Origin of the sequence: Pseudarthrobacter sp. 902506025, assembly GCF_040702325.1 — a bacterium.
Lineage (GTDB): Bacteria > Actinomycetota > Actinomycetes > Actinomycetales > Micrococcaceae > Arthrobacter.
In genome coordinates this window covers 443,539-462,911 of sequence record NZ_JBFBKW010000002.1, presented here as the reverse complement: position 1 = coordinate 462,911, position 19,373 = coordinate 443,539, and the positions used below count along the sequence as shown (strand labels likewise).

The window sequence follows — 19,373 nt, the reverse complement described above, 5'->3', positions numbered from 1 at the left end:
ACTCATGCCCCTGCCGCCGCCGAAACCAGCCGGGCAGACCATGCCCTTCCCGTCACGGTGAGGACCACCCCGCCGAACAAGGCGGCCAGTCCCAGGGGTGTTCCCAAGAGGGTAGCGAGGGGATCCACGCCGAGGGCGGCACCGAGTCCAAGACCCATCAAGGGGAGCCAGGTCAGGAGCCGGACGGTGGCTTTGGGCCCTGCGAGAGCCGTCTGCCGGGCCGCGTCTGCGTCATCCTCCGCTTCCAGCTGGGCCGCGAACCGGGTCAGTACGTCGGCGAGCGGACACCCGCTGGCCTCCGCAATGTCAAAGCAGGCGGCCAGCTCCAGCCAGGTCCTGGCCTCCCTGTCCCGGGGCTGGAACGCTGTGGAAACCGCGCGCCGGATGGATTCCGAAACGGGAGCTCCGGTCGCGGCGGCAGCACGCGCGGATGACAGAACCGCAGCTGATCCCTCTGACAGCATCGCCCCGGACACGGGTGCACGCTCTTGAAGCTGCTGCCCGTTTCCGCCATCGCCGTAAACCGTCCACAGCTCGTCCCACAACCGCCCCGGCGTCCGTCCGCCCCGGAGCAGTGCCGCCAGCTGCTGCACCACCAGGGTCAGGCCCGGCCCCCGCGACAGTGCCGCGCTCCTGCCGGCCGCCTTGCCCCACGGCAGTACCAGGCCTCTCCTGACCCCCTGCGTGCTCTTCTTCCTGCCGGTTGCCGTGCGCAGCCGGGAAACCGCGTCCAGGGGCGGGTTGAGGAGCAACAGCATGGCACTGCAAAGAAGCACCGTGAAAAGGACCGTCACAGGGTTGCCCCGGGGTCCATCCCCAACCGGGCCGCCAGCGCCGACCACGCCGGACCCGTGATACCTGACTCCTTAATGGCCGGCACCACGGTCAGTCCTGCCGGGCCATCGGCGATGAGTCCAACGCACAGGACTTCCCGGCACTTCGGGGTCCTGCCGACATGGATGACAACGTCGAGGGCGCTGGCGGCCTGAAGCCGCACGGCCTCCGGGCCGAGCCCGGCGAGCGCGCCGAGGGCGTTGAGCCTGGCCGGGAGCGCGGCTGCCGTGTTCGCGTGGATGGTTCCGCCACCGCCACTGTGCCCGGTATTCATCGCCGTCAGGAGCTCACGGACTTCAGCACCCCGGCACTCCCCCACCACCAGCCTGTCCGGACGCATGCGAAGCGCCTGGCGAACCAGCTCCCCCAAGTCCACGGCGCCGCCACCTTCAAGATTCCCGTGGCGTGATTCGAGGGCCACCACATGGGGGTGGACAGGGTTGAGTTCGGCCGCATCCTCGATCAGGACCAGCCGCTCTTTCGCGGAACAAAGGCCCAGCAGGGTGGACAGCAGCGTGGTCTTACCGGAACCCGTGGCACCGCTGACCAGGAAACTCAGCTTCCTCTCCACTATCCTCTCCAGCACCGTCTGCACGCGCTGGCCGAACATGCCGCCCGCGCGCAGCTCCGCCATGCTGAAAACCCTCTCCCTGCGAATCCGGACGCTCAGCAGCGTCCCGGACGTGGACACCGGCGGCAACACGGCGTGAACACGGTAGCCGCCGGCAAGCCTGACATCGACGCAGGGCGACCCGTCATCCAGGCGGCGCCCGCCTGCAGCCACCAGCCGGCAGGCCAGCGCGCGCAGTTGGGCCTCGCCATCGAACACGACAGGTACGCGCTCGATGCCCCTGCCACGGTCCACCCACACGGAATCGGGAGCGTTAACGAAAATGTCTGTGACGGCAGGATCCCTGGTGAGCTCCTGCAGCGGTCCCAGTCCGTTGAGTTCGGCACTGATCCGTTCCACCGCGGCAAGCGCTCCGGCGGTGCCCAACAGCTTGCCCGTGGCCTGGACAGCAGCAGCGACGCGCGACGGTGTTACCGCTCCAGCCTCGGCCATCATCGACTCACGGACGGATTCCAGCAGCCCGGAATCAACGGCCCGGCCAGTACCGGCTGCCTCACCGGCCCGCGCCTGGCGGACGGCCTGGTTCGCTTCAAGGATCCGGGCACTGCGCCGTGCACCCAGGCCCCCGGACCCTGCAGCGCTGCCCGTATCGGGAGCTGAAGGTGTACCCGACGGCCGCCTCATGCCACATCCCCCGCCTGCAGGTCCTCGCCGAGCCAATCGAGCACCGTGGCGCCGAAATGCCGGATGCTCCGCCGCTTCCCAAAGTCCAGCAGGCGCCCCGCTTCCATGGCTACCGGGACGGCCCGCAGTTCGGGGATGCGGCCCTGCACGGGCAACCCTACGGCGTCAGCAATCAGGGAACTGTCCAGCGCAGCGCCTGGCCGGCCCCGCACCAGCAAGGCAGCCTCCACGGGCGGAAGTTCCTGCAGGAGGCGCACCGTTGCGACCGCGGCCTTCAGCTGCGCCGGCACCACCACCATGATCCGGTCACAGTCCCCGGCCACCGTATGGAGCGGCTCCGCGGCCCTTCCCACATCCACAACGACCAGCTCAAAACCACGGCGGGCAGCATCGAGCACACCCGCTGCGGCGGCAGCAGGGACACGGACCGGCTGCTCCCGGGTGGCAGGCCAGGACAGGAAGGAAAAACCTCCGGCCACGGGCAGGGAGTCGGAGAGCTGCAGGGGATCAATGCTGCCCCTTGCCTCCGCGAGGTCCGGCCAGCGCAGTCCGGGGTTGTCCTCGGCAGCGAGCGCCAGTTCCAGGCCACCGCCCCAGGGGTCCCCGTCAAACAGCAGGACGCGTACCCCCAGCCCTGCCGCGGCCTGGGCTATCCAAATGGCGGCGGTGGTTGCCCCCGCCCCGCCGCAACCGCCCGTGATGCCAAGGACCAGGCCGCCGGGTCCCGGCGAGCGTGACCGGCTCAGATGGTCCGCCAGCCAGGCAGCGGCATCGGGCAGCACGGCAACGCGTTCGGCGCCCAGGGCGGCGGCGAGGTGCCAGAGGCTGTCCCCTTCGCCGTCGAGGCCCACCATGACGGCAGGGGTGCGCCGCCGTGGTGGCAGCTCCCGCACATCGCTGCCCACCAGGACGGCCGATGCAGCGTCCCAGTACCGTCCGCCCTCCACTGCATCCGGAACGACGCGCAGCTGGGCTCCGGCGGCTGCCACAATGCGCTCCACTTCGGCGCGGAGAACCCCCGAGGAGGTAACCAGCAGCACCCCGCCCGCACCGCCCGGTGCTGAACCGCCCGGCGGTGAACCGTCCGGCAGCCAGGCGGCGCCGGACGCCGGGTTGTCCGGCAACGCAGCACGGGAGGGTGATCTCCGGCCTGGTGGCCGCCGGAAGGAATCCGTGGCCTGCCCCGGCGCGGGGTGCGGTGCATTCAGCTGGTGCCTGCTCATGCAGCCACTCTGCCGCGGCAACCAAAGCCCGTTAAGGGGGCACCTCCCCTATGTGGACAAACAGGGCCACCACTCCCGGCAGGGCACAATGGGAACATGTACCTGCTGCTTGCCGCCCACCCCCGCGGTGCGGCACTGCAGGAACTGACACAGGCAGGCGACCCCCAACCGGCCAACCCCGGGCCCCGGCTGGTGGCACCCGGCGAGCTTGCCGCCGTCGTCCGTGAACTGGAAGCCCGGCGCCCCGGAGGACAGCCGCCCCGGTGGATCTGGCACCGGACGCAGGACTGGTACCCCGCGCTGCTCGCCTCCGGTGTGGAGGTGGAGCGCTGCTACGACGTCACCCTCTGCGGCAACATCCTGGCCTTCTCGCAGTTCAGCGCCCATACCGATTACGCCAGGAATACCGACAGGGTCCCGGTGGAGGATCCCATGCTCCCGCCGAAGGCTCTGCTGCCGCCGCGTCCCCCGGCGGACCAGGGAGCGCTGTTCGACGATCCGGGTGCCGGACCGGCCCCGGGGTGGGGACTTGAGGACCTCCGCGCCGAATACGCGGCCCAGCAGGCCGCCCTGGCCGGCGTGGGGATGGAGGAAAACCGCCGGCACCGCCTCCAGCTGCTGCTCGCGGCGGAGTCGGCAGCAGCCATGGTTGCTGCCGAGATGCAGCACGCGGGCGTTCCGTGGCGGGAGGACCTGCACGAACAGATCCTGGTTGACCACCTGGGGCCCCGCCCGCCCGCCGGACAGCGTCCGCAAAGACTCGAGGCGCTTGCTGCGGAACTGCGTACCCTGCTCAACTCCCCGGGGCTCAACCCCGACTCGCCGCAGGACCTGATGCGGGCCCTGCACCGCAACGGCATCGAGGTGAAGAGCACCCGGAAGTGGGAGCTCAGGGAGTCCAGCCACCCTGTCATCGAGCCGCTGCTGGAATACAAGAAGCTCTCCCGCCTCCACACGGCCAACGGCTGGTCATGGCTGGACGCCTGGGTGGACGGTGGCAGGTTCCGCCCCGAGTATGTGGTGGGTGGAGTCGTTTCCGGGCGCTGGGCGTCCCGGGGCGGTGGCGCACTGCAGATCCCGCGCCAGGTCCGCGGAGCGGTCCATGCAGACCCGGGCCACAAACTGATCGTGGCCGACGCCTCGCAGCTGGAACCGCGCGTCCTGGTGGCCCTCGCGCAGGACTCCTCCATGGCTGAGGCCGCCCGGGACCAGGACCTGTATGCCGGCATCGCCGCCAAGGGCTTCGGCGGGGACCGGGCCAAAGCGAAGATGGCGTTGCTGGGCGCGATGTACGGCGCCACCTCCGGCGAGGCCGGGCGGCTGATGCCGCAGTTGGCGCGCACCTATCCGCGCGCCGTCGACTTTGTGGAGCGTGCGGCGCGGGCGGGTGAAGCCGGCGGAACGGTGACCACGCGGCTGGGCCGCAGCAGCCCGCCGCCCTCGGAGCGGTGGTTCCTGAGCCAGCGCTCCACCACCGCCGAAGAGCAGCGGCGCGCAGAGTCCATAGCCCGGTCCCGGGGGCGTTTCACCCGGAACTTCGTGGTCCAGGGCTCCGCGGCGGACTGGGCGGCGTGCTGGCTCGCGGAATTACGACGGCGGCTGCGCACCCTTCGGACAGCGGGCACCGGCGGCAGCGGCGGGACGGTCCGGGCCGAGTTGGTCTTCTTCCTGCACGATGAGGTGATGGTGCATGCGCCCGCGGAAAGGGTTGACGCCTGCATCGCCGCCATCGAGGAATCGGCCGTGGCGGCAAAGGAGCTGTTGTTCGGGCGGATCCCGGTGGAGTTCCCGGTGAGCCTCGCCGTCGTCGACTCCTACAACCTCGCCAAATAGCGGTCCTGGCGGGCGCCGGATACCTGCCCATGAGATGCAAGGTAACCTACCCGGCAGTAGCTCGACGGGCAGGGTGGCGGAGGTTACAGTCGGAGGCGGTGGCTGAAACAGACCGGTCCACACGCTGATGCAACGACGCATACCAGGGAGGTCCCCGTCCATGGCGGGAAGATTTGAAATACACCGCACAGGCGACGAGTCGTACCGGCTGCGGCTCACCGACTCCGAGGGCAACACCGTTGCGGTTTCGCCAACCTTCAAGTCCCTGACCATGCTCCGTGACGGCATCAAGGCCATGCGCGAGAACGCCGCCACCGGCATCGTGGTGGATTTGCGCCAGCAGGCCTGAGGTTTAGACCCCGATCGGATGCAGCCGGTTCCGGTCCCACGGAACCGACCAGCCGAGCTGGTCGAAGAGGCCACTGAGCACAATGCCGGTGAAGCCCCACACCACCACCCCGTGCACCGTGAACGCGGGGCTGTCGAACGTCCGCCCTGCCCGGTGGACGGTGGCCATCACCCGGTTGTCCGGGTCCAGCAGGTCCCGCACCGGGACGCGGAACACCTGGGCGGATTCACCATAGTCCACCACCCGGACCGGTGAGGGTGCCTGCCACCACCCGAGCACCGGCGTCACCAGGAAGTTGCTGTGCGCCAACCCCAGCTCCTGGAGCGTGCCCAGCACTTCCACGCCGCTGGCATCCAGCCCGGTCTCCTCCTCGGCTTCCCGGAGCGCGGCCTCCACCGGGGTTTCGTCCCTGTCGATGCCGCCGCCGGGAAAGGCCACCTGGCCCGGATGGGAGCCCAGGGTGTGGGCACGTTCCAGGAGCAGGACGTCGAGGTCGGCCGGCGCAAGTGGCTTGCCGGACGCGGCCGGGACGTCGTCAAGGACGCCAAAGAGCATCAGCACCGCGGCCCTGCGGGCGCGTGCCGCATCGACGGTCAGGGCAGCCCAGCGCGGATCAGGAGGGCCTGCCGTTCCGGTTTTGGCCCGCCGGACCAGCCCGGCGAGGTCTTCGCGGGCGCTCACGGGGTCCTCTTCTGGGAAGCCATCCGGATCTCTGCGGCCCGGTGCTGTTCTGCCAGGTACTGCTCCAGCAATGCCTCGCTGCCGGGAGCAAGTTCGTATTTGAGGAGCTTGGCCGCCTTGACGGGGTCGGTCTCGCCCAGACCGTAGCTGGGGCACCAGTTGGCCACCGGACAGGCGCCGCAGGCGGGTTTCCTGGCGTGGCAGACCCGGCGGCCATGGAAAATCACCCGGTGGGACAGCATGGTCCAGTCCCTGCGCTCGAACAGCTCCGCCACGTCCTGTTCAATCTGGACGGGATCCTCTGACTGGGTCCAGCCGAACCGCTTGGCCAGCCGGGCGAAGTGCGTGTCAACGGAGATCCCCGGAACGCCGAAGGCGTTGGCGAGCACCACGTTGGCGGTTTTGCGGCCCACGCCGGGCAACGTGACCAGTTCCTCCATCCGCCCGGGCACCTCGCCGTCAAACTCGTCCACCAGCCGCGTGCACAGTGCCTGGACGTTCTTCGCCTTGGCTCGGAAGAACCCGGTGGGCTTGAGGATGGCCTCAAGCTCCGTGGGGTCCGCCTCCGCCAGGGCGCGGGCATTGGGCCACCGCGCGAACAGCACCTTGGTGACCTGGTTGACCGTCACGTCAGTGGTCTGGGCGGACAGGACGGTGGCCACGAGCAGTTCGAACGGATTGCGGAAATCCAGTTCCGCATGGGCGTACGGGTATTTCTCGGCCAGGGCCTTGTGGATGCGCCGCGCCCTCCGCTTCAACGCCAGGACGGATTCGGACGAGACCACGGGCATCCCTGCGGCCTGGCCGGTCGTGGTGCGGGCCCCGGCCACCGGCGTCAGCCGCGCTCGATGTTGCTGAGGTCGCGAAGCACGCCCAGCCGTCCATCGGTGTGCTGGACCAGGAATTCGTGGCCGCGGTCCTCAAGTGCCAGCACCCAGCCGCCGGGTTCAATCACGAACGCGGGGGCACCGGTGCGGGGGTCGAAGGCGGTGCGGTGCTGGGCAACGGCAAACCAAAAGGCCTCGTGGATCGGCTGCCCGTCCATCTCGTCGTGGCGGCTTGCCGGATCCACCGTTGCCCCGATGGGCTGCTCGGCGCGGACCTGCTGGTGAACGGCGGTGGCAGCCGGCGGCTCCCACGCGGCCTGGGGGGCATGGGCTGCGGGGACATCCCCGTGCTGGGTCTCCTCCGCAACGGGAGCAGAAGCAGGGCGGACGACGTCGGCTGCCTGGGTGGGCGGGCCGGCGTCCACCGCGGGGGCAGGGCGGGCGACGTCGGCTGCCTGGGTGGGCGGCCCGGCGTCCACTTCAGGGGTCCGTTCCGACGTTTCGGGGGCGGACGCGGACGGCGAGGGCGCGGACGCTGCAGGCCCGTGGGCAGCGGCAGCCGCGGCACCGGCTCCTGCAGCGGCAGCTCCGGCGGTTCCCGCGTTTGATGTCCCGGCGGCAGCCACCGGTACGGCAGCGGTTGCAGGCGGCTGCGCGGAACGGACGGGCTCAGGGCTGTGGCCGGCAGATCCCGGCTGGACAGCGGAGGAGCCGGCGCCCGCACCCCCGAAGATGCCGGCGCCCTTGAAGCCGCCCTTGGACTGGTTGGCGCCGGTCTCCGGTTTGGCTGCTTTAGGGGCCCGCGGCTTCCGGGTCGGGACCGCGGCTTCGCGGGCCACGACATGCGCCGGCATCTCGGGCCGGTCCTTGAAGTCACCGGACAGATAGGGCACGAAACGGCCCAGCACCGTGGCAGTGAACAGGATCAGGGAGCCGATCAGGCCCACCAGCAGTGTGGTCCCGTATCCGGAGGCCACTGACAGGAAGAAGAAGGCCACGGCAAAGGAAGCCACCACGGAGGCGAACTGGTCGATGGAGAGCGAACCCACCCGGATCCGGGTTGCAGGGGCCAGCCGGCGGGCGGCGAACAGGGCACTGGCGATCAGCGGCAGGATGATGCCCAGTCCCAGGAAGAACAGGTTGTTCAGGTTCCACAGGTTGTACCGGGCACCGAAAAGGGGCAGCAGGGACGCGACAAACAGGATCAACGTCCCGGCGAAAACGGCCAGGTCCCGCACAGTGAACGGACCGAGGACGGCATGGTTGGCGTTGGGGTCGATCTTTCCGGAGGCAGCGTTGCGCCCTGCAGCCTGTCCCTTGGCACCGCCGGCGGCCGTCGGGTGCCCTGGTCCCGCAGCGGCGGATCCGGAGCCTCCGGGCCCCGACGCGGTGTCCTGGGCCGTTCGCTGGCCGAAGCTCTGCTGGTTCATTCTGCTCTCCTTAGCGTGGCGGCACCGGGCCCGGTCCGGACCCGAAAACCGTGCCGTCTTGACATGCGGGCCGGGCCCGTCCAGGCACTGTTTGCGCCTGGCCGGAGCGGTCCGAAATGAAGTCACAATTCCATCTCAGCCTAGTCAACAGCCTGGCTGATCACTAGCTGGAACAGGCCTCCGTGGCCCTGGGAGGAGTAATGAAGACACCATTCACCGCTTAAAAAACGCCGCTCATGGCCACACGTGTGACGGGGAGCACAGAGGGCACGCGGCAAGCATTAGGCTAGGTTGCGGAACAGCTCTTTGCGGTACGCCCGCCCGGCTGGAGCCCAATGCCGTGCCACACGGAGGGCCCTGCCGTGCGGGTGTCCCGCGCGGCAAAGATCGATGAATGATGAGGTTCACATGTCCCAGGACACTCCCAGCTCCACGGCCACCGTTCCCTCCGCTTCCGCCCAGCCGGCAGGTCAGCAAGGCAACCAGGGCGATGCTTTTGCGAACCTGCTGCATGAGACCCGGGCCTTCCCGCCCTCCCCGGAATTCGCGGCCGACGCCGTTGTCACCGCCGCCGAGTACGGGGAAGCGGATGCCGACCGGCCGGCGTTCTGGGCCAAGAAGGCCCGGGAACTGCTGACCTGGAGCAAGGACTTCACCCAGGCGCTGGACTGGTCCAATCCGCCCTTCGCCAAGTGGTTTGTGGGCGGTGAACTCAACGCCGCCTACAACGCCCTGGACCGCCACGTCGAAGCCGGCAACGGTGACCGTGTGGCCATCTATTTCGAGGGCGAACCCGGCGACACGCGGACCTACACCTACGCGCAGCTGACCGAAGAGGTGAAAAAGGCTGCCAACGCCTTCGAGTCCCTGGGCGTGGCCAAGGGTGACCGCGTGGCCGTGTACCTGCCCATGATCCCCGAGGCCGTCATCACCCTGCTGGCCTGCGCCCGGATCGGCGCGGTCCACTCCGTGGTGTTCGGCGGTTTCTCCGCCGAAGCACTGCGTTCGCGGATTGACGACGCCGAGGCCAAGCTCGTGGTCACGGCGGACGGCACCTACCGGCGCGGCAAGCCCAGCCCGCTCAAGGCCGCCGTCGATGACGCCCTGGCCCACGACGGCCACACCGTGCAGAACGTGGTGGTGGTCAAGCGCAACGGCCAGGACGTGGACTGGACGGAAGGCCGCGACCACTGGTGGGCTGACACCGTGGGCACGGCAACGGCCGAGCACACGGCGGTGGGCCACGATTCGGAACACCCGCTGTACATCCTCTACACCTCGGGCACCACGGGTAAGCCGAAAGGCATCCTGCACACCACCGGCGGCTACCTCACCCAGACGGCCTACACCCACAAGGCGGTCTTCGACCTCCACCCGGAAACGGACGTCTATTGGTGCACGGCCGACGTCGGCTGGGTCACCGGACACTCCTACGTCGCCTACGCGCCGCTCATCAACGGCGCCACCCAGGTCATGTACGAGGGCACCCCGGACTCCCCGCACCAGGGCCGCTGGTGGGAGATCGTGGAAAAGTACAAGGTCTCCATCCTCTACACCGCGCCCACCGCCATCCGGACCTTCATGAAGTGGGGTTCGGAGATCCCGGCGAAGTACGACCTCTCGTCGCTCCGCGTGCTGGGCTCCGTCGGTGAACCCATCAACCCCGAAGCCTGGATGTGGTACCGCAAGGTCATCGGCGGCGACAAGGCACCCATCGTCGATACCTGGTGGCAGACTGAGACCGGCGCGCAGATGATTGCCCCGCTCCCCGGAGTCACGGCCACCAAGCCCGGCTCGGCGCAGGTGCCGCTGCCCGGGATCGCCGTGGACGTTGTCGACGAAATGGGCCAGTCCGTCCCGAACGGGCACGGCGGCTTCCTGGTCATCCGGGAGCCCTGGCCGTCCATGCTGCGCGGGATCTGGGGTGATCCGGAGCGCTTCAAGGACACCTACTGGTCCCGGTTCGAGAACATGTACTTCGCAGGCGACGGTGCCAAGAGGGACGAAGACGGCGACATTTGGCTGCTAGGCCGGGTGGATGACGTCATGAACGTCTCGGGGCACCGGCTCTCCACCACTGAGATCGAGTCCGCCCTGGTGAGCCACCCGGCCGTGGCGGAGGCCGCCGTCGTCGGTGCCACGGACGAAACCACCGGCCAGGCCGTGGTGGCGTTCGTCATCCTCCGTGGCGACGCCGCCAACAACGGTGACGCCACCGTCCAGGAACTGCGCAACCACGTGGGCAAGGAAATCGGGCCGATCGCCAAGCCCAAGAACATCCTGGTGGTCCCGGAACTGCCCAAGACCCGGTCCGGCAAGATCATGCGCCGCCTCCTCAAGGACGTGGCGGAAGGCCGCGATCCGGGCGACGCCACCACCCTCTCGGACCCGACCATCATGCAGCAGATCGCAGCGTCGCTGCGAAAGTAGCGGTATCGGTTTGGCGACGGCGCTGCCCGGTTTGGGTGGCGCCGTCGCCGTATGCTGGGAGCAACCCTGTAATACCAATGAAGGAACCCGCTCACATGCTTGCAGCTGCCCGACACCAGGCCATTGTGGATGCTGTCCAGCGGGAGCGGGTGGTGCGGGTTTCGGACCTGGCCGCGCAGCTGGGTGTGTCGCTGATGACGGTGCGGCGGGACATCGAGCAGCTTGAAGAGGGCGGGAAACTGGAGCGCATCCACGGCGGGGCCAAACTTCCCGGTGATGCCAGTGCCCATGAGCCCGGCTTCGAGTTGAAATCCACGCAGTTGACGGCGGAGAAGCGGGCCATTGCCGTGGCCGCTGCGGGGCTGGTGCAGGAAGGCATGGCGGTCGGCTTGAGCGCGGGCACCACCACGTGGGCGCTGGCCCGGGAATTGACCGGCGGCCCGCGCATCACCGTGGTGACCAATTCGATGCGGATTGCCGATCTTTTCCACCCCGGCGGGTCCACCGTGATCCTGATAGGCGGCGAACGCACGCCGTCGGACGCCCTGGTTGGCCCGATCGCCACCGGAGCCCTCAAGCAACTGCACCTGGACGTCCTGTTCCTGGGCGTCCACGGAATGGATGCAGACGCCGGGTTCACCACCCCAAACCTGCTCGAAGCCGAGACGGACCGTGCGTTCGTGGCAGCCGCACGGAAGACGGTGGTCCTTGCCGACCACACCAAGTGGGGCATGTTGGGCATCAGCTCCATCGCAGCACTCGATGACGTGGATGAAGTCATCAGTGATGCGGGGCTCAGCGCCGAGGCCCAGCGCGTCCTTGGCGAACGGGCCAAGCTGCGTGTAGTGCCCGCGTAAGCGCGGTCAGGCTGATCCGCGCCACATGATGGTGGTCTCGAGGACCCGCGGCGCGCCCGGCAGCCCCTGGAGCTGCGCCAGGACGAGTTCAGCGGCGGTGCTCCCCAAAAGGTCAGCCGGCTGGCGGACTGTGGACAGCTGGGGCCTGCAGCGAAGGGCCCAGCTGCTGTCGTCGAAACCCACAATTCCCACATCCTCCGGAACGCGCCGCCCGGCCTCCTGCAATGCCGTCATGGCTCCGGCGGCCACGGCGTCCGAGGCCGCGAAAACTCCGTCCAGATGGGGAGCGCGCCGGAGCAGTTCCTGCATGCCCTCCAACCCGGCAGCGTAGGTGTACAAGGGGTATTCCACCACCAGGTTGGGGTCAAATCGGTCGCCCATCGCGGCCCGGAAGCCGGCAAGCCGGTCCTTTCCTGAGTCGCGGTCCAAGGCACTGGCGATCATGCCCACCTGTTCCCGCCCTGTTTCCAGCAGCCTTTTGGTGATGCTCCGGGCGGCCTCAACGTTGTCAATGGCGGCGTACGGCAGCGCGGGGGTCCCTTCCGGGTGGCCGACGAAGGCCGCAGGCAACCCAATGTCCGCTATGGCTGCCGCAATGGGATCGGACGCGCGCGCTGAGATGATGACGGCGCCGTCAACCAGGCCGCCCCGCAGGTAATCCGCCACCCTGCGGCTGTCACGGTCGGAATCAATGATCAGCGAAACCAGTTGGTAGTCAGCCTTCGACAGCACCTCGTTGGCGCCCAGCAGGATGGAGCCAATATTGGGGTCTTCGAACAACAGCGAGTGGGGTTCGTGAATGATCAGCCCGATGGCCCGGGATTCCTGGGTGACCAGGTTGCGGGCTGCGTTGTTGCGGACGTATCCCACCCGGGCGATGGCTTCTTCGACGGCCTGCTTGGCCTCGTCGGAGACGTATTTTTCCCCGTTCATGACCCGTGAAACGGTCCCCCGGGAAAGCCCGGCGGCGTCCGCGACATCGTTGATGGTGGCGCGGCGGGCACGGGTGCGTGTCAGCGACATATTTGTACTGTAGCGGAGTCTGGACGGGGTACGTCCTCCCGCAGGCATTGACACGGCCCTGACCGCCGCCGTACTCTGGGAACGTTCCCAGATGACCTGCATCACTATTTGCGGCGTCTGTCTGGGAACGTTCACAGAGATCGTTGAGACAACAGCGTCCAAGAGCAGGGGCTTCCCCGTCTTGCACGTTTGCCGCAAGCCGAAGGAGCAGGGTTGAGCCCCACCAAAACGTCAGTCGCCGAGCTTTCCGGGAACGGACAGCTCGTTTACGGCTGCGACTACAACCCCGAGCAGTGGGATCCCGCCGTCTGGCAGGAAGACGTCCGGCTCATGAAAGAGGCGGGGGTGAACCTCGTTGCGGTCAACATTTTCGGCTGGGCCGAACTGGAGCCCTCCCCCGGGACCTACTCCTTTGAACGTCTCGACCAGGTGTTGGATTTGCTGCACGCCAATGGCATCGGGGCCAACCTCGGCACCGGGACCTCGTCCACCCCTGCGTGGCTGACAACCCTGCATCCGGAAATCCTCCCGGAGTCCGCAGCAGGAGTCCGGGCATGGCCGGGCGGCCGGCAGGCATGGTGCCCCAGTTCCCCGCGCTACCGGGAGTATGCCCTCCGGCTGGTGGACGAAGTAGCACGACGGTACGGCACGCACCCTGGAGTACGGCTGTGGCATGTTTCAAACGAACTGGGATGCCACAACGCCCTGTGCTACTGCGACGTCTCCGCCGCTGCGTTCCGCACCTGGCTGACTGCGCGCTACGGCACCCTGGATGCCCTCAACAGCGCCTGGGGCACCACCTTCTGGTCCCAGCGCTACTCCGCCTGGGAGCAAATCCTGCCCCCGCGAATCACGGTCTCCACCAACAACCCCACCCAGTTGCTCGACTTCCACCGCTTCAGCTCCGACGAACTGCTGGGCTACTACCAGGCGGAGGCGGACGTGCTGGGGAAGCACAGCAGCATCCCGGTCACCACCAACTTCATGGTCGCCGCGCACATCCGCAACCAGGACTACTGGGCGTGGGCGCCTCACATGGACATCATCGCCAACGACCACTACCTCGACCACCGGCTCGAGGACCCCACGGTGGAGCTGGCCTTCGCCGCAGACGCCACCCGCGGACTTGCCCAGGGCCAGCCCTGGCTGCTGATGGAACATTCCACCTCTGCTGTGAACTGGCAGCCGCGCAACATTGCCAAGGCGCCCGGCCAGATGCTCCGCAACTCACTCACCCACCTGGCGCGCGGAGCGGACGGACTCTGCTTCTTCCAGTGGCGGGCCTCCGTCCAGGGCAGCGAAAAATTCCACTCGGCCATGCTCCCCCACGCCGGAACAGACTCGCGGGTCTGGCGGGAAGTCAAAGAGCTCGGCCACATCCTCGAAAAGCTCGCCGGGGTGGCCGGCACCACGGTGAAGGCCGAAGCTGCACTGGTTTTCAGCTGGGAAGCGTGGTGGGCCTACGACCAGGAGTCACACCCTTCCTCGGACGTACGGTACATGGACCAGGTGCACTCCCTCTACAAAGCGCTCTGGGAAAACGGCATCACGGTGGACATCGTGGCCCCCGGCTCTGACCTCTCCGGCTACAAGCTGGCACTGGTTCCCGGACTCTACCTCGTCCGTGAACAGGAATCCGCGGCCCTGGCAGACTTTGTCGGCAACGGAGGCCACGCCGTGGTTACCTACTTCAGCGGCATTGTCGACGAAAACGACACAGTACTGACCGGCGGCTACCCGGGCGCGTTCCGGGACCTCCTCGGCGTCCGATCGGAGGAATTCCTGCCCATGCCGCCCGGACAGCTCCTGCCGCTGGATACCGGAGCCACGGCCGCCCTGTGGGCCGAGGCGCTGCGCCTGGAGGGCGCGGAGGCAAAAGCATCCTTCATTGAGGGCCACCTCACCGGCACCCCGGCAGTGACCCGCAACCGGCACGGCGCCGGGAACGCCTGGTACATCGGCACAGTGCTCGATCCCCAAGCCCTCCGCGACGTTGTGGCCGGAGCCGCCGCCGAAGCCGGTGTCGCTGTGCAGGCAACAGCGGCAGGCCTGGAAGTCATTGCCAGGTCAGACGCGGAGCACACGTACACCTTCCTTATCAACCACTCGGACGATGAGCACAAATACCCTGCACACGGATACGAACTGATCGCGGGGGAAGAAGTCTCCACCGCCGTCGTCATTCCTGCCGGCACCGTACGCGTCGTCCGCAGCTTCAGCTCAGCACCCCCAACCACTGGCCGCATCTCCGGCCTTAAGGATGATGAAAGTGACTAGACACCAAACTGCTCCGGCAATGGCCGCGGGGGCACCGCCAGCCCGGAAACCCAGGACGTCGGCCGCCCAGCGCCGCGCCGTCCTTCTGTTCGTTGCGCCGTTCGGCCTGCTCTTCCTGGCCTTCTATGCGGTGCCGATCGTCTTCGCCGTGGTCCAATCCCTCCTCACCGTGGAACGCAAGGGCACCTTCGGGCCTCCCCAACAGGTCTTCGGCGGACTCGTCCAGTACCAGCAGGTGTTCCAGAACACCGAATTCTGGGAATCCGTGGGCCGCGTCCTGCTCTTCGGAGTGGTCCAGGTGCCGATCATGCTCGGTCTTGCCCTCCTGTTTGCCTTGCTGCTCGATTCGCCCCTCCTGAAGGGTAAGAAGTTCTTCCGGCTGGCATTTTTCGCCCCCTACGCAGTACCGGGCGTTATCGCCGCGATCATGTGGGGCTTCCTCTACTCCCCGTCGCTTTCCCCCTTCGGCGCCGTTACGTCACAGGTGAACTTCCTCTCCGCGGACCTGGTTCTCTGGGCCATCGCAAACATCGTGACCTGGGTCTACGTCGGCTACAACATGCTGATCATCTACTCATCGCTGCTGGCCATCCCCACGGAGATCTACGAGGCAGCAAAACTGGACGGCGCCAGCAACCTGCAGATCGCATGGCGGATCAAGATACCGCTCGTGGTTCCGGCCATCATCCTTACCGGAGTGTTTTCCATCATCGGGACCCTCCAGCTCCTTGCCGAGCCGCAGACCCTCCGCAGCTTCAGTTCCGCCATCAGCAGCACGTTCACTCCGAACCTGGCCGTCTACACAACGGCGTCGGTGCCGAACTACAGCCTGGCAGCAGCGTTCTCCGTGGTGCTGGCGCTGGCCACATTCGTTCTTTCCTTCGTCTTCCTCAAGGCGACCCAGCGGAAGGTTTCCCAGTGAGCGCAGCAACAGCCGTGACCGCAACCAAGAAGATGTCCCCCGTACCCGGCAGCCCCCGGGGCCCCCGGCACAGCATCATGTCCCGCGGTGCGGCGATGCTCATCATGGGTGTCTTCACGCTCTACTTCCTGACCCCCATCTGGTGGCTGCTGGTCTCCTCCTCCAAAACGGGAGGGGACATCACCGGCACGGCGCCGCTCTGGTTCACCGCGGACTCCATCCCCACGTTCTTTGCCAACCTTGGCAACCTCTTCACCTACAGCGACGGTGTCTTTGGCCGCTGGCTTCTGAACAGTGCGCTCTACGCCGGCCTCGGCGCCCTGCTGGGCACCCTCATCGCCGCCATGTGCGGCTATGCCTTGGCCAAGTACGAATTCCGCGGCCGGGAGGCCATCTTTAACGTCGTACTCAGCGGCGTCCTGGTCCCCGCCACAGCCCTGGCCCTCCCCCTGTTCCTGATCTTCAGCCAGGTGAAACTGACCAACACCCTCTGGGCCGTCTTCCTCCCCAGCCTCGTCAGCCCGTTCGGCGTCTACCTCGCGCGGATCTATGCCGCTGCAAGTGTTCCCACGGAACTGCTGGAGGCTGCGCGCCTCGATGGTTCCTCGGAAGCCAGGACGTTCTTTACCGTGTCCACCCGCCTGATGGCTCCCGCCCTGGTCACCATCTTCCTGTTCCAGTTCGTCGCCATCTGGAACAACTTCTTCCTGCCCCTGATCATGCTGCGGGACCAGGCCCTGTTCCCGGTCACGCTGGGACTGTACGCATGGAACAGCCAAATCAGCCAGATTCCGGAGCTGCGGGTCCTGGTCATCGTCGGCGCCCTGGTGTCGATCCTTCCGCTCATCGCGACGTTCCTGGCGCTGCAGCGCTTCTGGAGCAGCGGCCTGGGCGCCGGCAGCGTCAAATAACCCCCTGCAGATTCCCCCCATTAAACGTCCCGCGGCGCCCCGCCCCGGTACACCCCCCACTAATAAGGAATAGAAATGCGCGTGCGTTACGGAAAAGCCACTGCCGCCTTTGCCATAGTCTCGGCGCTGTCCCTTGCGGGCTGCTCCAGCGGCGGAAGCACCTCCGCGTCCCAGGACTCGTCCTGCAAGCCCTCCTCCGGGCCGGTCGAACTGTCATTCACCACCTGGGTACCCGGCATGGACAAGGTGGTGGACCTCTGGAACAAGGACCACCCGGACATCAAGGTGAAGGTCCAGACGGGCCCCAACGGCAACTCGGGCACATACCAGAACTTCTTCAACCAGCTCCAGGCGGGCAATGCCCCGGACCTGGGCCAGATCGAATACGATGCGCTGCCGAACTTCCGGGTCCAGGACGGCCTGGAGAACATAGCCGCATGTGAGGGAGTAGCCGGCGCCAAGGACAAGTTCGTCGACTGGACCTGGGGCCAGGTGACCTTCGGGGAGGACAAGGCCGTCTACGCGATCCCGCAGGACAGCGGTCCAATGGCGATGTTCTACCGGGCCGACCTCTTCAAGGAGGCGGGCATCAAGGTCCCCACCACGTGGGACGAATATGCTGCAGCAGCTGAGCAGATCAAGGCCCGCGGCTCCTACATCACCAACTTCCCCCGCAGCGATGTCAACTGGTTCGCCGGCAATGTCTGGCAGGCGGGCGGGCAGTGGTTCTCCAACGCCAACGACAAGTGGGAAGTCAACCTGACCGGCAAGGAGTCCGAGAAGGTGGCCAACTACTGGCAGAAGCTGCTGGAGAAGGGCCAAGTATCCACCCTTCCCTCCTTCTCCGATGAGTGGAACGCCTCCTTCAACGAGGGCCAGCAGTGGACCTGGGTTTCTGCCGTGTGGGGCGCCTCAACCCTGCAGAGCGGAGCGCCGGATACGGCCGGGAAGTGGGCGGTTGCCCCCATGCCGCAGTGGGAAGCCGGCGGAAAGGCCGCAGGCAACTGGGGAGGTTCCTCCACCGCAGTCCTGAAGGGCTCAAAGCACCCCTATGAAGCCTCCAAGTTCGCTCTGTGGTTGAACACCGATCCTGAAGCGCTGGCGCTGGCCAATAAGCTCGGCGGCCTCTACCCCGCCGCGAAGTCGGCCAAGGAACTCGGCGCCTTCTCCGGCGGCGTGGACTACTTCGGCGGCCAGAAGATCTACGACGTCTTCGCCGACGCGTCCTCCAACGTGAACCCCAACTTCACCTGGGGGCCCACCATGACCAAGACGTACACTGACGTTTCCGACGGTTTCGGCAAGGCAACGGGCGGTAGCGGTACCCTTCTGGATGCCCTCAAGAATGGTCAGGCGAAAACCATCGAAGCCCTGAAGTCGCAGTCCATCCCCGTCAAGGAGTAACAGTAGGGCTCCCCATGGGGGAAGAATTCCCTCACCAAAAAGGTCACCATCCCCGCGGCCGGCGGGGATGGTGACCTCTTGGTTTAAGGGCAGCCGCAGGACTGCCGGACGTGAAGCTTTGTGGGAAATATGTTGTGTTTCGGTTTTCCCCCGCGCCGGGCCTCCACCAGGGCGTTGACGGCGGCCTCCGCCATCGCAGCCACGGGCTGCTCCACCGTAGTCAGGGGCGGCCAGGAGTATTCGGCTTCAATCGATCCGTCGAAGGACACCACGGCGATATCCCCCGGAACTGCCAGCCCTGCCTCATGGATGGCCCGCAGCAGACCCACCGCCTGGGTATCCGAGGTGGCGAAGATGGCTGTTGGCCGGTTGATCGAGGCGACCAGGCGCTGGCCGGCCGAATAGCCGCCGGGCCAGGTGAATCCGCTGTAGACGACAGGTCCTTCCTGCAGCCCGGCCTCCTGCAGGGCCTGGCGCCAGCCCACCTCACGGCCATCCATGCTGCCCGAAACGTTGGTGCCCATGGCTAGTCCAATATTGGTGTGCCCATGGCCGATGAGGTGCTCGACAGCGATCCGGGCTCCCGCAGCCAGGTCGACCCCGATGCTGTTGAAACCCGGGGCATCCCGTTCCTGGTTCAGCAGTACCGCCGGGATGTCCGCCGTTTCAAGCGCTTCGAGGTCCGGTTCGAAGAGGACACTGGCCAGCAGCACTCCATCCACCTGGCGGGCGGCAAGGTTGCGGATGTTGCGCCGCTCCTTGGCCAGGTTCCCGTCTGAGTTGCTGAGGACCAGGGCGTACCCCAGATCCGCGGCGGCATCCTCGACGGCGTGGGCGAGCAGGGAGAAGAAGGGGTTTGTATTGTCCGGGATGATGAGCCCCAGGGTCTCGCTTGAGCCCAGCTTGAGTGCCCGGGCCGCCGCATTGGGCCGGTACCCGAGGACGCGGATGGCGTCCTGGACTTTTGCTTCGGTGGCCGGGGCCACCTTCTTGGGGCCGCCATTGACCACGTAGCTGACGACGGCGGTGCTGACGCCGGCATAGCGCGCAACGTCCTTGCGCGTCACAGGGCCGCCACGGGGAGCCTTTACTGCCGGTGATGTCATGGTCTCCATGC

At 67.1% G+C, this 19,373-nt stretch carries 16 protein-coding genes; 8 read left to right on the top strand and 8 right to left on the bottom strand.

Annotation, left to right across the window (positions count from 1 at the left end):
- Positions 1-2: 2 nt before the first annotated feature.
- The 3 genes from AB0280_RS06000 to ssd are packed head-to-tail and all read right to left on the bottom strand — an operon-like array spanning position 3 to position 3,126.
- Positions 3-758, bottom strand: coding sequence for a type II secretion system F family protein (locus AB0280_RS06000; protein ID WP_307489234.1), 756 nt, complete (start codon positions 756-758; stop codon positions 3-5).
- 32 nt (positions 759-790) lie between these two features.
- Positions 791-2,089, bottom strand: a complete 1,299-nt coding sequence (locus tag AB0280_RS05995) for a TadA family conjugal transfer-associated ATPase (protein ID WP_366366433.1) — start codon at positions 2,087-2,089, stop codon at positions 791-793.
- Positions 2,086-3,126: a septum site-determining protein Ssd gene (gene ssd / locus AB0280_RS05990; protein ID WP_224027217.1), complete on the bottom strand. Its 1,041-nt coding sequence runs from the start codon at positions 3,124-3,126 to the stop codon at positions 2,086-2,088. Before ssd ends, AB0280_RS05995 begins: the two co-directional genes overlap by 4 nt.
- A 282-nt stretch (positions 3,127-3,408) precedes the next feature.
- On the opposite strand from ssd, the gene AB0280_RS05985 reads away from it, so the two are divergent.
- Both AB0280_RS05985 and AB0280_RS05980 read left to right on the top strand, forming a co-directional pair.
- Entirely contained in the window at positions 3,409-5,145 is a 1,737-nt protein-coding gene (locus AB0280_RS05985; protein ID WP_224027022.1) for a bifunctional 3'-5' exonuclease/DNA polymerase, read from the top strand.
- 160 nt (positions 5,146-5,305) lie between these two features.
- Positions 5,306-5,494: a YegP family protein gene (locus AB0280_RS05980; protein ID WP_159630724.1), complete on the top strand. Its 189-nt coding sequence runs from the start codon at positions 5,306-5,308 to the stop codon at positions 5,492-5,494.
- Positions 5,495-5,497: 3 nt separating this feature from the next.
- Here AB0280_RS05980 and AB0280_RS05975 read toward each other — a convergent pair whose 3' ends face one another.
- The 3 genes from AB0280_RS05975 to AB0280_RS05965 are packed head-to-tail and all read right to left on the bottom strand — an operon-like array spanning position 5,498 to position 8,432.
- Entirely contained in the window at positions 5,498-6,175 is a 678-nt protein-coding gene (locus AB0280_RS05975) for an NUDIX hydrolase (RefSeq protein WP_366366431.1), read from the bottom strand.
- The gene (nth, locus tag AB0280_RS05970; RefSeq protein ID WP_366366429.1) at positions 6,172-6,966 is read right to left on the bottom strand and encodes an endonuclease III; all 795 of its coding nucleotides are present in this window, start codon (positions 6,964-6,966) and stop codon (positions 6,172-6,174) included. Before nth ends, AB0280_RS05975 begins: the two co-directional genes overlap by 4 nt.
- Positions 6,967-7,010: 44 nt before the next feature.
- Entirely contained in the window at positions 7,011-8,432 is a 1,422-nt protein-coding gene (locus tag AB0280_RS05965; protein ID WP_366366428.1) for a hypothetical protein, read from the bottom strand.
- 408 nt (positions 8,433-8,840) lie between these two features.
- On the opposite strand from AB0280_RS05965, the gene acs reads away from it, so the two are divergent.
- Positions 8,841-10,862, top strand: a complete 2,022-nt coding sequence (acs, locus tag AB0280_RS05960) for an acetate--CoA ligase (RefSeq protein ID WP_366366660.1) — start codon at positions 8,841-8,843, stop codon at positions 10,860-10,862.
- A 95-nt stretch (positions 10,863-10,957) separates the two neighbouring features.
- Positions 10,958-11,719: a DeoR/GlpR family DNA-binding transcription regulator gene (locus AB0280_RS05955; RefSeq protein WP_159630716.1), complete on the top strand. Its 762-nt coding sequence runs from the start codon at positions 10,958-10,960 to the stop codon at positions 11,717-11,719.
- A gap of 6 nt (positions 11,720-11,725) precedes the next feature.
- Here AB0280_RS05955 and AB0280_RS05950 read toward each other — a convergent pair whose 3' ends face one another.
- The gene (locus tag AB0280_RS05950; RefSeq protein ID WP_307489245.1) at positions 11,726-12,742 is read right to left on the bottom strand and encodes a LacI family DNA-binding transcriptional regulator; all 1,017 of its coding nucleotides are present in this window, start codon (positions 12,740-12,742) and stop codon (positions 11,726-11,728) included.
- Between the two features lie 213 nt (positions 12,743-12,955).
- Between AB0280_RS05950 and AB0280_RS05945 the strand changes: the two genes are divergently transcribed.
- The 4 genes from AB0280_RS05945 (at position 12,956) to AB0280_RS05930 (ending at position 18,256) form a co-directional block, all read left to right on the top strand.
- A complete protein-coding gene (locus AB0280_RS05945) occupies positions 12,956-15,019 on the top strand; it encodes a beta-galactosidase (RefSeq protein ID WP_366366426.1) in 2,064 nt (687 codons plus the stop codon).
- On the top strand, positions 15,006-15,941 hold the full coding sequence (locus AB0280_RS05940; RefSeq protein WP_159630710.1) for a carbohydrate ABC transporter permease: 936 nt from the start codon (positions 15,006-15,008) through the stop codon (positions 15,939-15,941). The genes AB0280_RS05945 and AB0280_RS05940 overlap by 14 nt, the downstream gene beginning before the upstream one ends.
- Positions 15,942-16,018: 77 nt before the next feature.
- Positions 16,019-16,852 carry a carbohydrate ABC transporter permease gene (locus AB0280_RS05935; RefSeq protein WP_425328587.1) on the top strand — a complete coding sequence of 278 codons (834 nt, stop codon included), beginning with the start codon at positions 16,019-16,021 and terminating at the stop codon, positions 16,850-16,852.
- A 75-nt stretch (positions 16,853-16,927) separates the two neighbouring features.
- Positions 16,928-18,256: an ABC transporter substrate-binding protein gene (locus AB0280_RS05930; RefSeq protein ID WP_366366425.1), complete on the top strand. Its 1,329-nt coding sequence runs from the start codon at positions 16,928-16,930 to the stop codon at positions 18,254-18,256.
- 83 nt (positions 18,257-18,339) lie between these two features.
- On the opposite strand, the gene AB0280_RS05925 is transcribed toward AB0280_RS05930, so the two are convergent.
- Positions 18,340-19,362 carry a LacI family DNA-binding transcriptional regulator gene (locus AB0280_RS05925; protein ID WP_307489252.1) on the bottom strand — a complete coding sequence of 341 codons (1,023 nt, stop codon included), beginning with the start codon at positions 19,360-19,362 and terminating at the stop codon, positions 18,340-18,342.
- Positions 19,363-19,373: the final 11 nt, after the last annotated feature.

What these genes read in the sequence shown, in the direction of transcription:
- AB0280_RS06000 (WP_307489234.1), bottom strand. Translation starts at nt 758, where the DNA reads ATGCTGTTGCTCCTCAACCCGCCCCTGGACGCGGTTTCCCGGCTGCGC.
- AB0280_RS05995 (WP_366366433.1), bottom strand. Translation starts at nt 2,089, where the DNA reads ATGAGGCGGCCGTCGGGTACACCTTCAGCTCCCGATACGGGCAGCGCT.
- AB0280_RS05985 (WP_224027022.1), top strand. Translation starts at nt 3,409, where the DNA reads ATGTACCTGCTGCTTGCCGCCCACCCCCGCGGTGCGGCACTGCAGGAA.
- AB0280_RS05980 (WP_159630724.1), top strand. Translation starts at nt 5,306, where the DNA reads ATGGCGGGAAGATTTGAAATACACCGCACAGGCGACGAGTCGTACCGG.
- nth (WP_366366429.1), bottom strand. Translation starts at nt 6,966, where the DNA reads ATGCCCGTGGTCTCGTCCGAATCCGTCCTGGCGTTGAAGCGGAGGGCG.
- AB0280_RS05965 (WP_366366428.1), bottom strand. Translation starts at nt 8,432, where the DNA reads ATGAACCAGCAGAGCTTCGGCCAGCGAACGGCCCAGGACACCGCGTCG.
- acs (WP_366366660.1), top strand. Translation starts at nt 8,841, where the DNA reads ATGTCCCAGGACACTCCCAGCTCCACGGCCACCGTTCCCTCCGCTTCC.
- AB0280_RS05955 (WP_159630716.1), top strand. Translation starts at nt 10,958, where the DNA reads ATGCTTGCAGCTGCCCGACACCAGGCCATTGTGGATGCTGTCCAGCGG.
- AB0280_RS05950 (WP_307489245.1), bottom strand. Translation starts at nt 12,742, where the DNA reads ATGTCGCTGACACGCACCCGTGCCCGCCGCGCCACCATCAACGATGTC.
- AB0280_RS05940 (WP_159630710.1), top strand. Translation starts at nt 15,006, where the DNA reads ATGAAAGTGACTAGACACCAAACTGCTCCGGCAATGGCCGCGGGGGCA.
- AB0280_RS05935 (WP_425328587.1), top strand. Translation starts at nt 16,019, where the DNA reads ATGTCCCGCGGTGCGGCGATGCTCATCATGGGTGTCTTCACGCTCTAC.
- AB0280_RS05930 (WP_366366425.1), top strand. Translation starts at nt 16,928, where the DNA reads ATGCGCGTGCGTTACGGAAAAGCCACTGCCGCCTTTGCCATAGTCTCG.
- AB0280_RS05925 (WP_307489252.1), bottom strand. Translation starts at nt 19,362, where the DNA reads ATGACATCACCGGCAGTAAAGGCTCCCCGTGGCGGCCCTGTGACGCGC.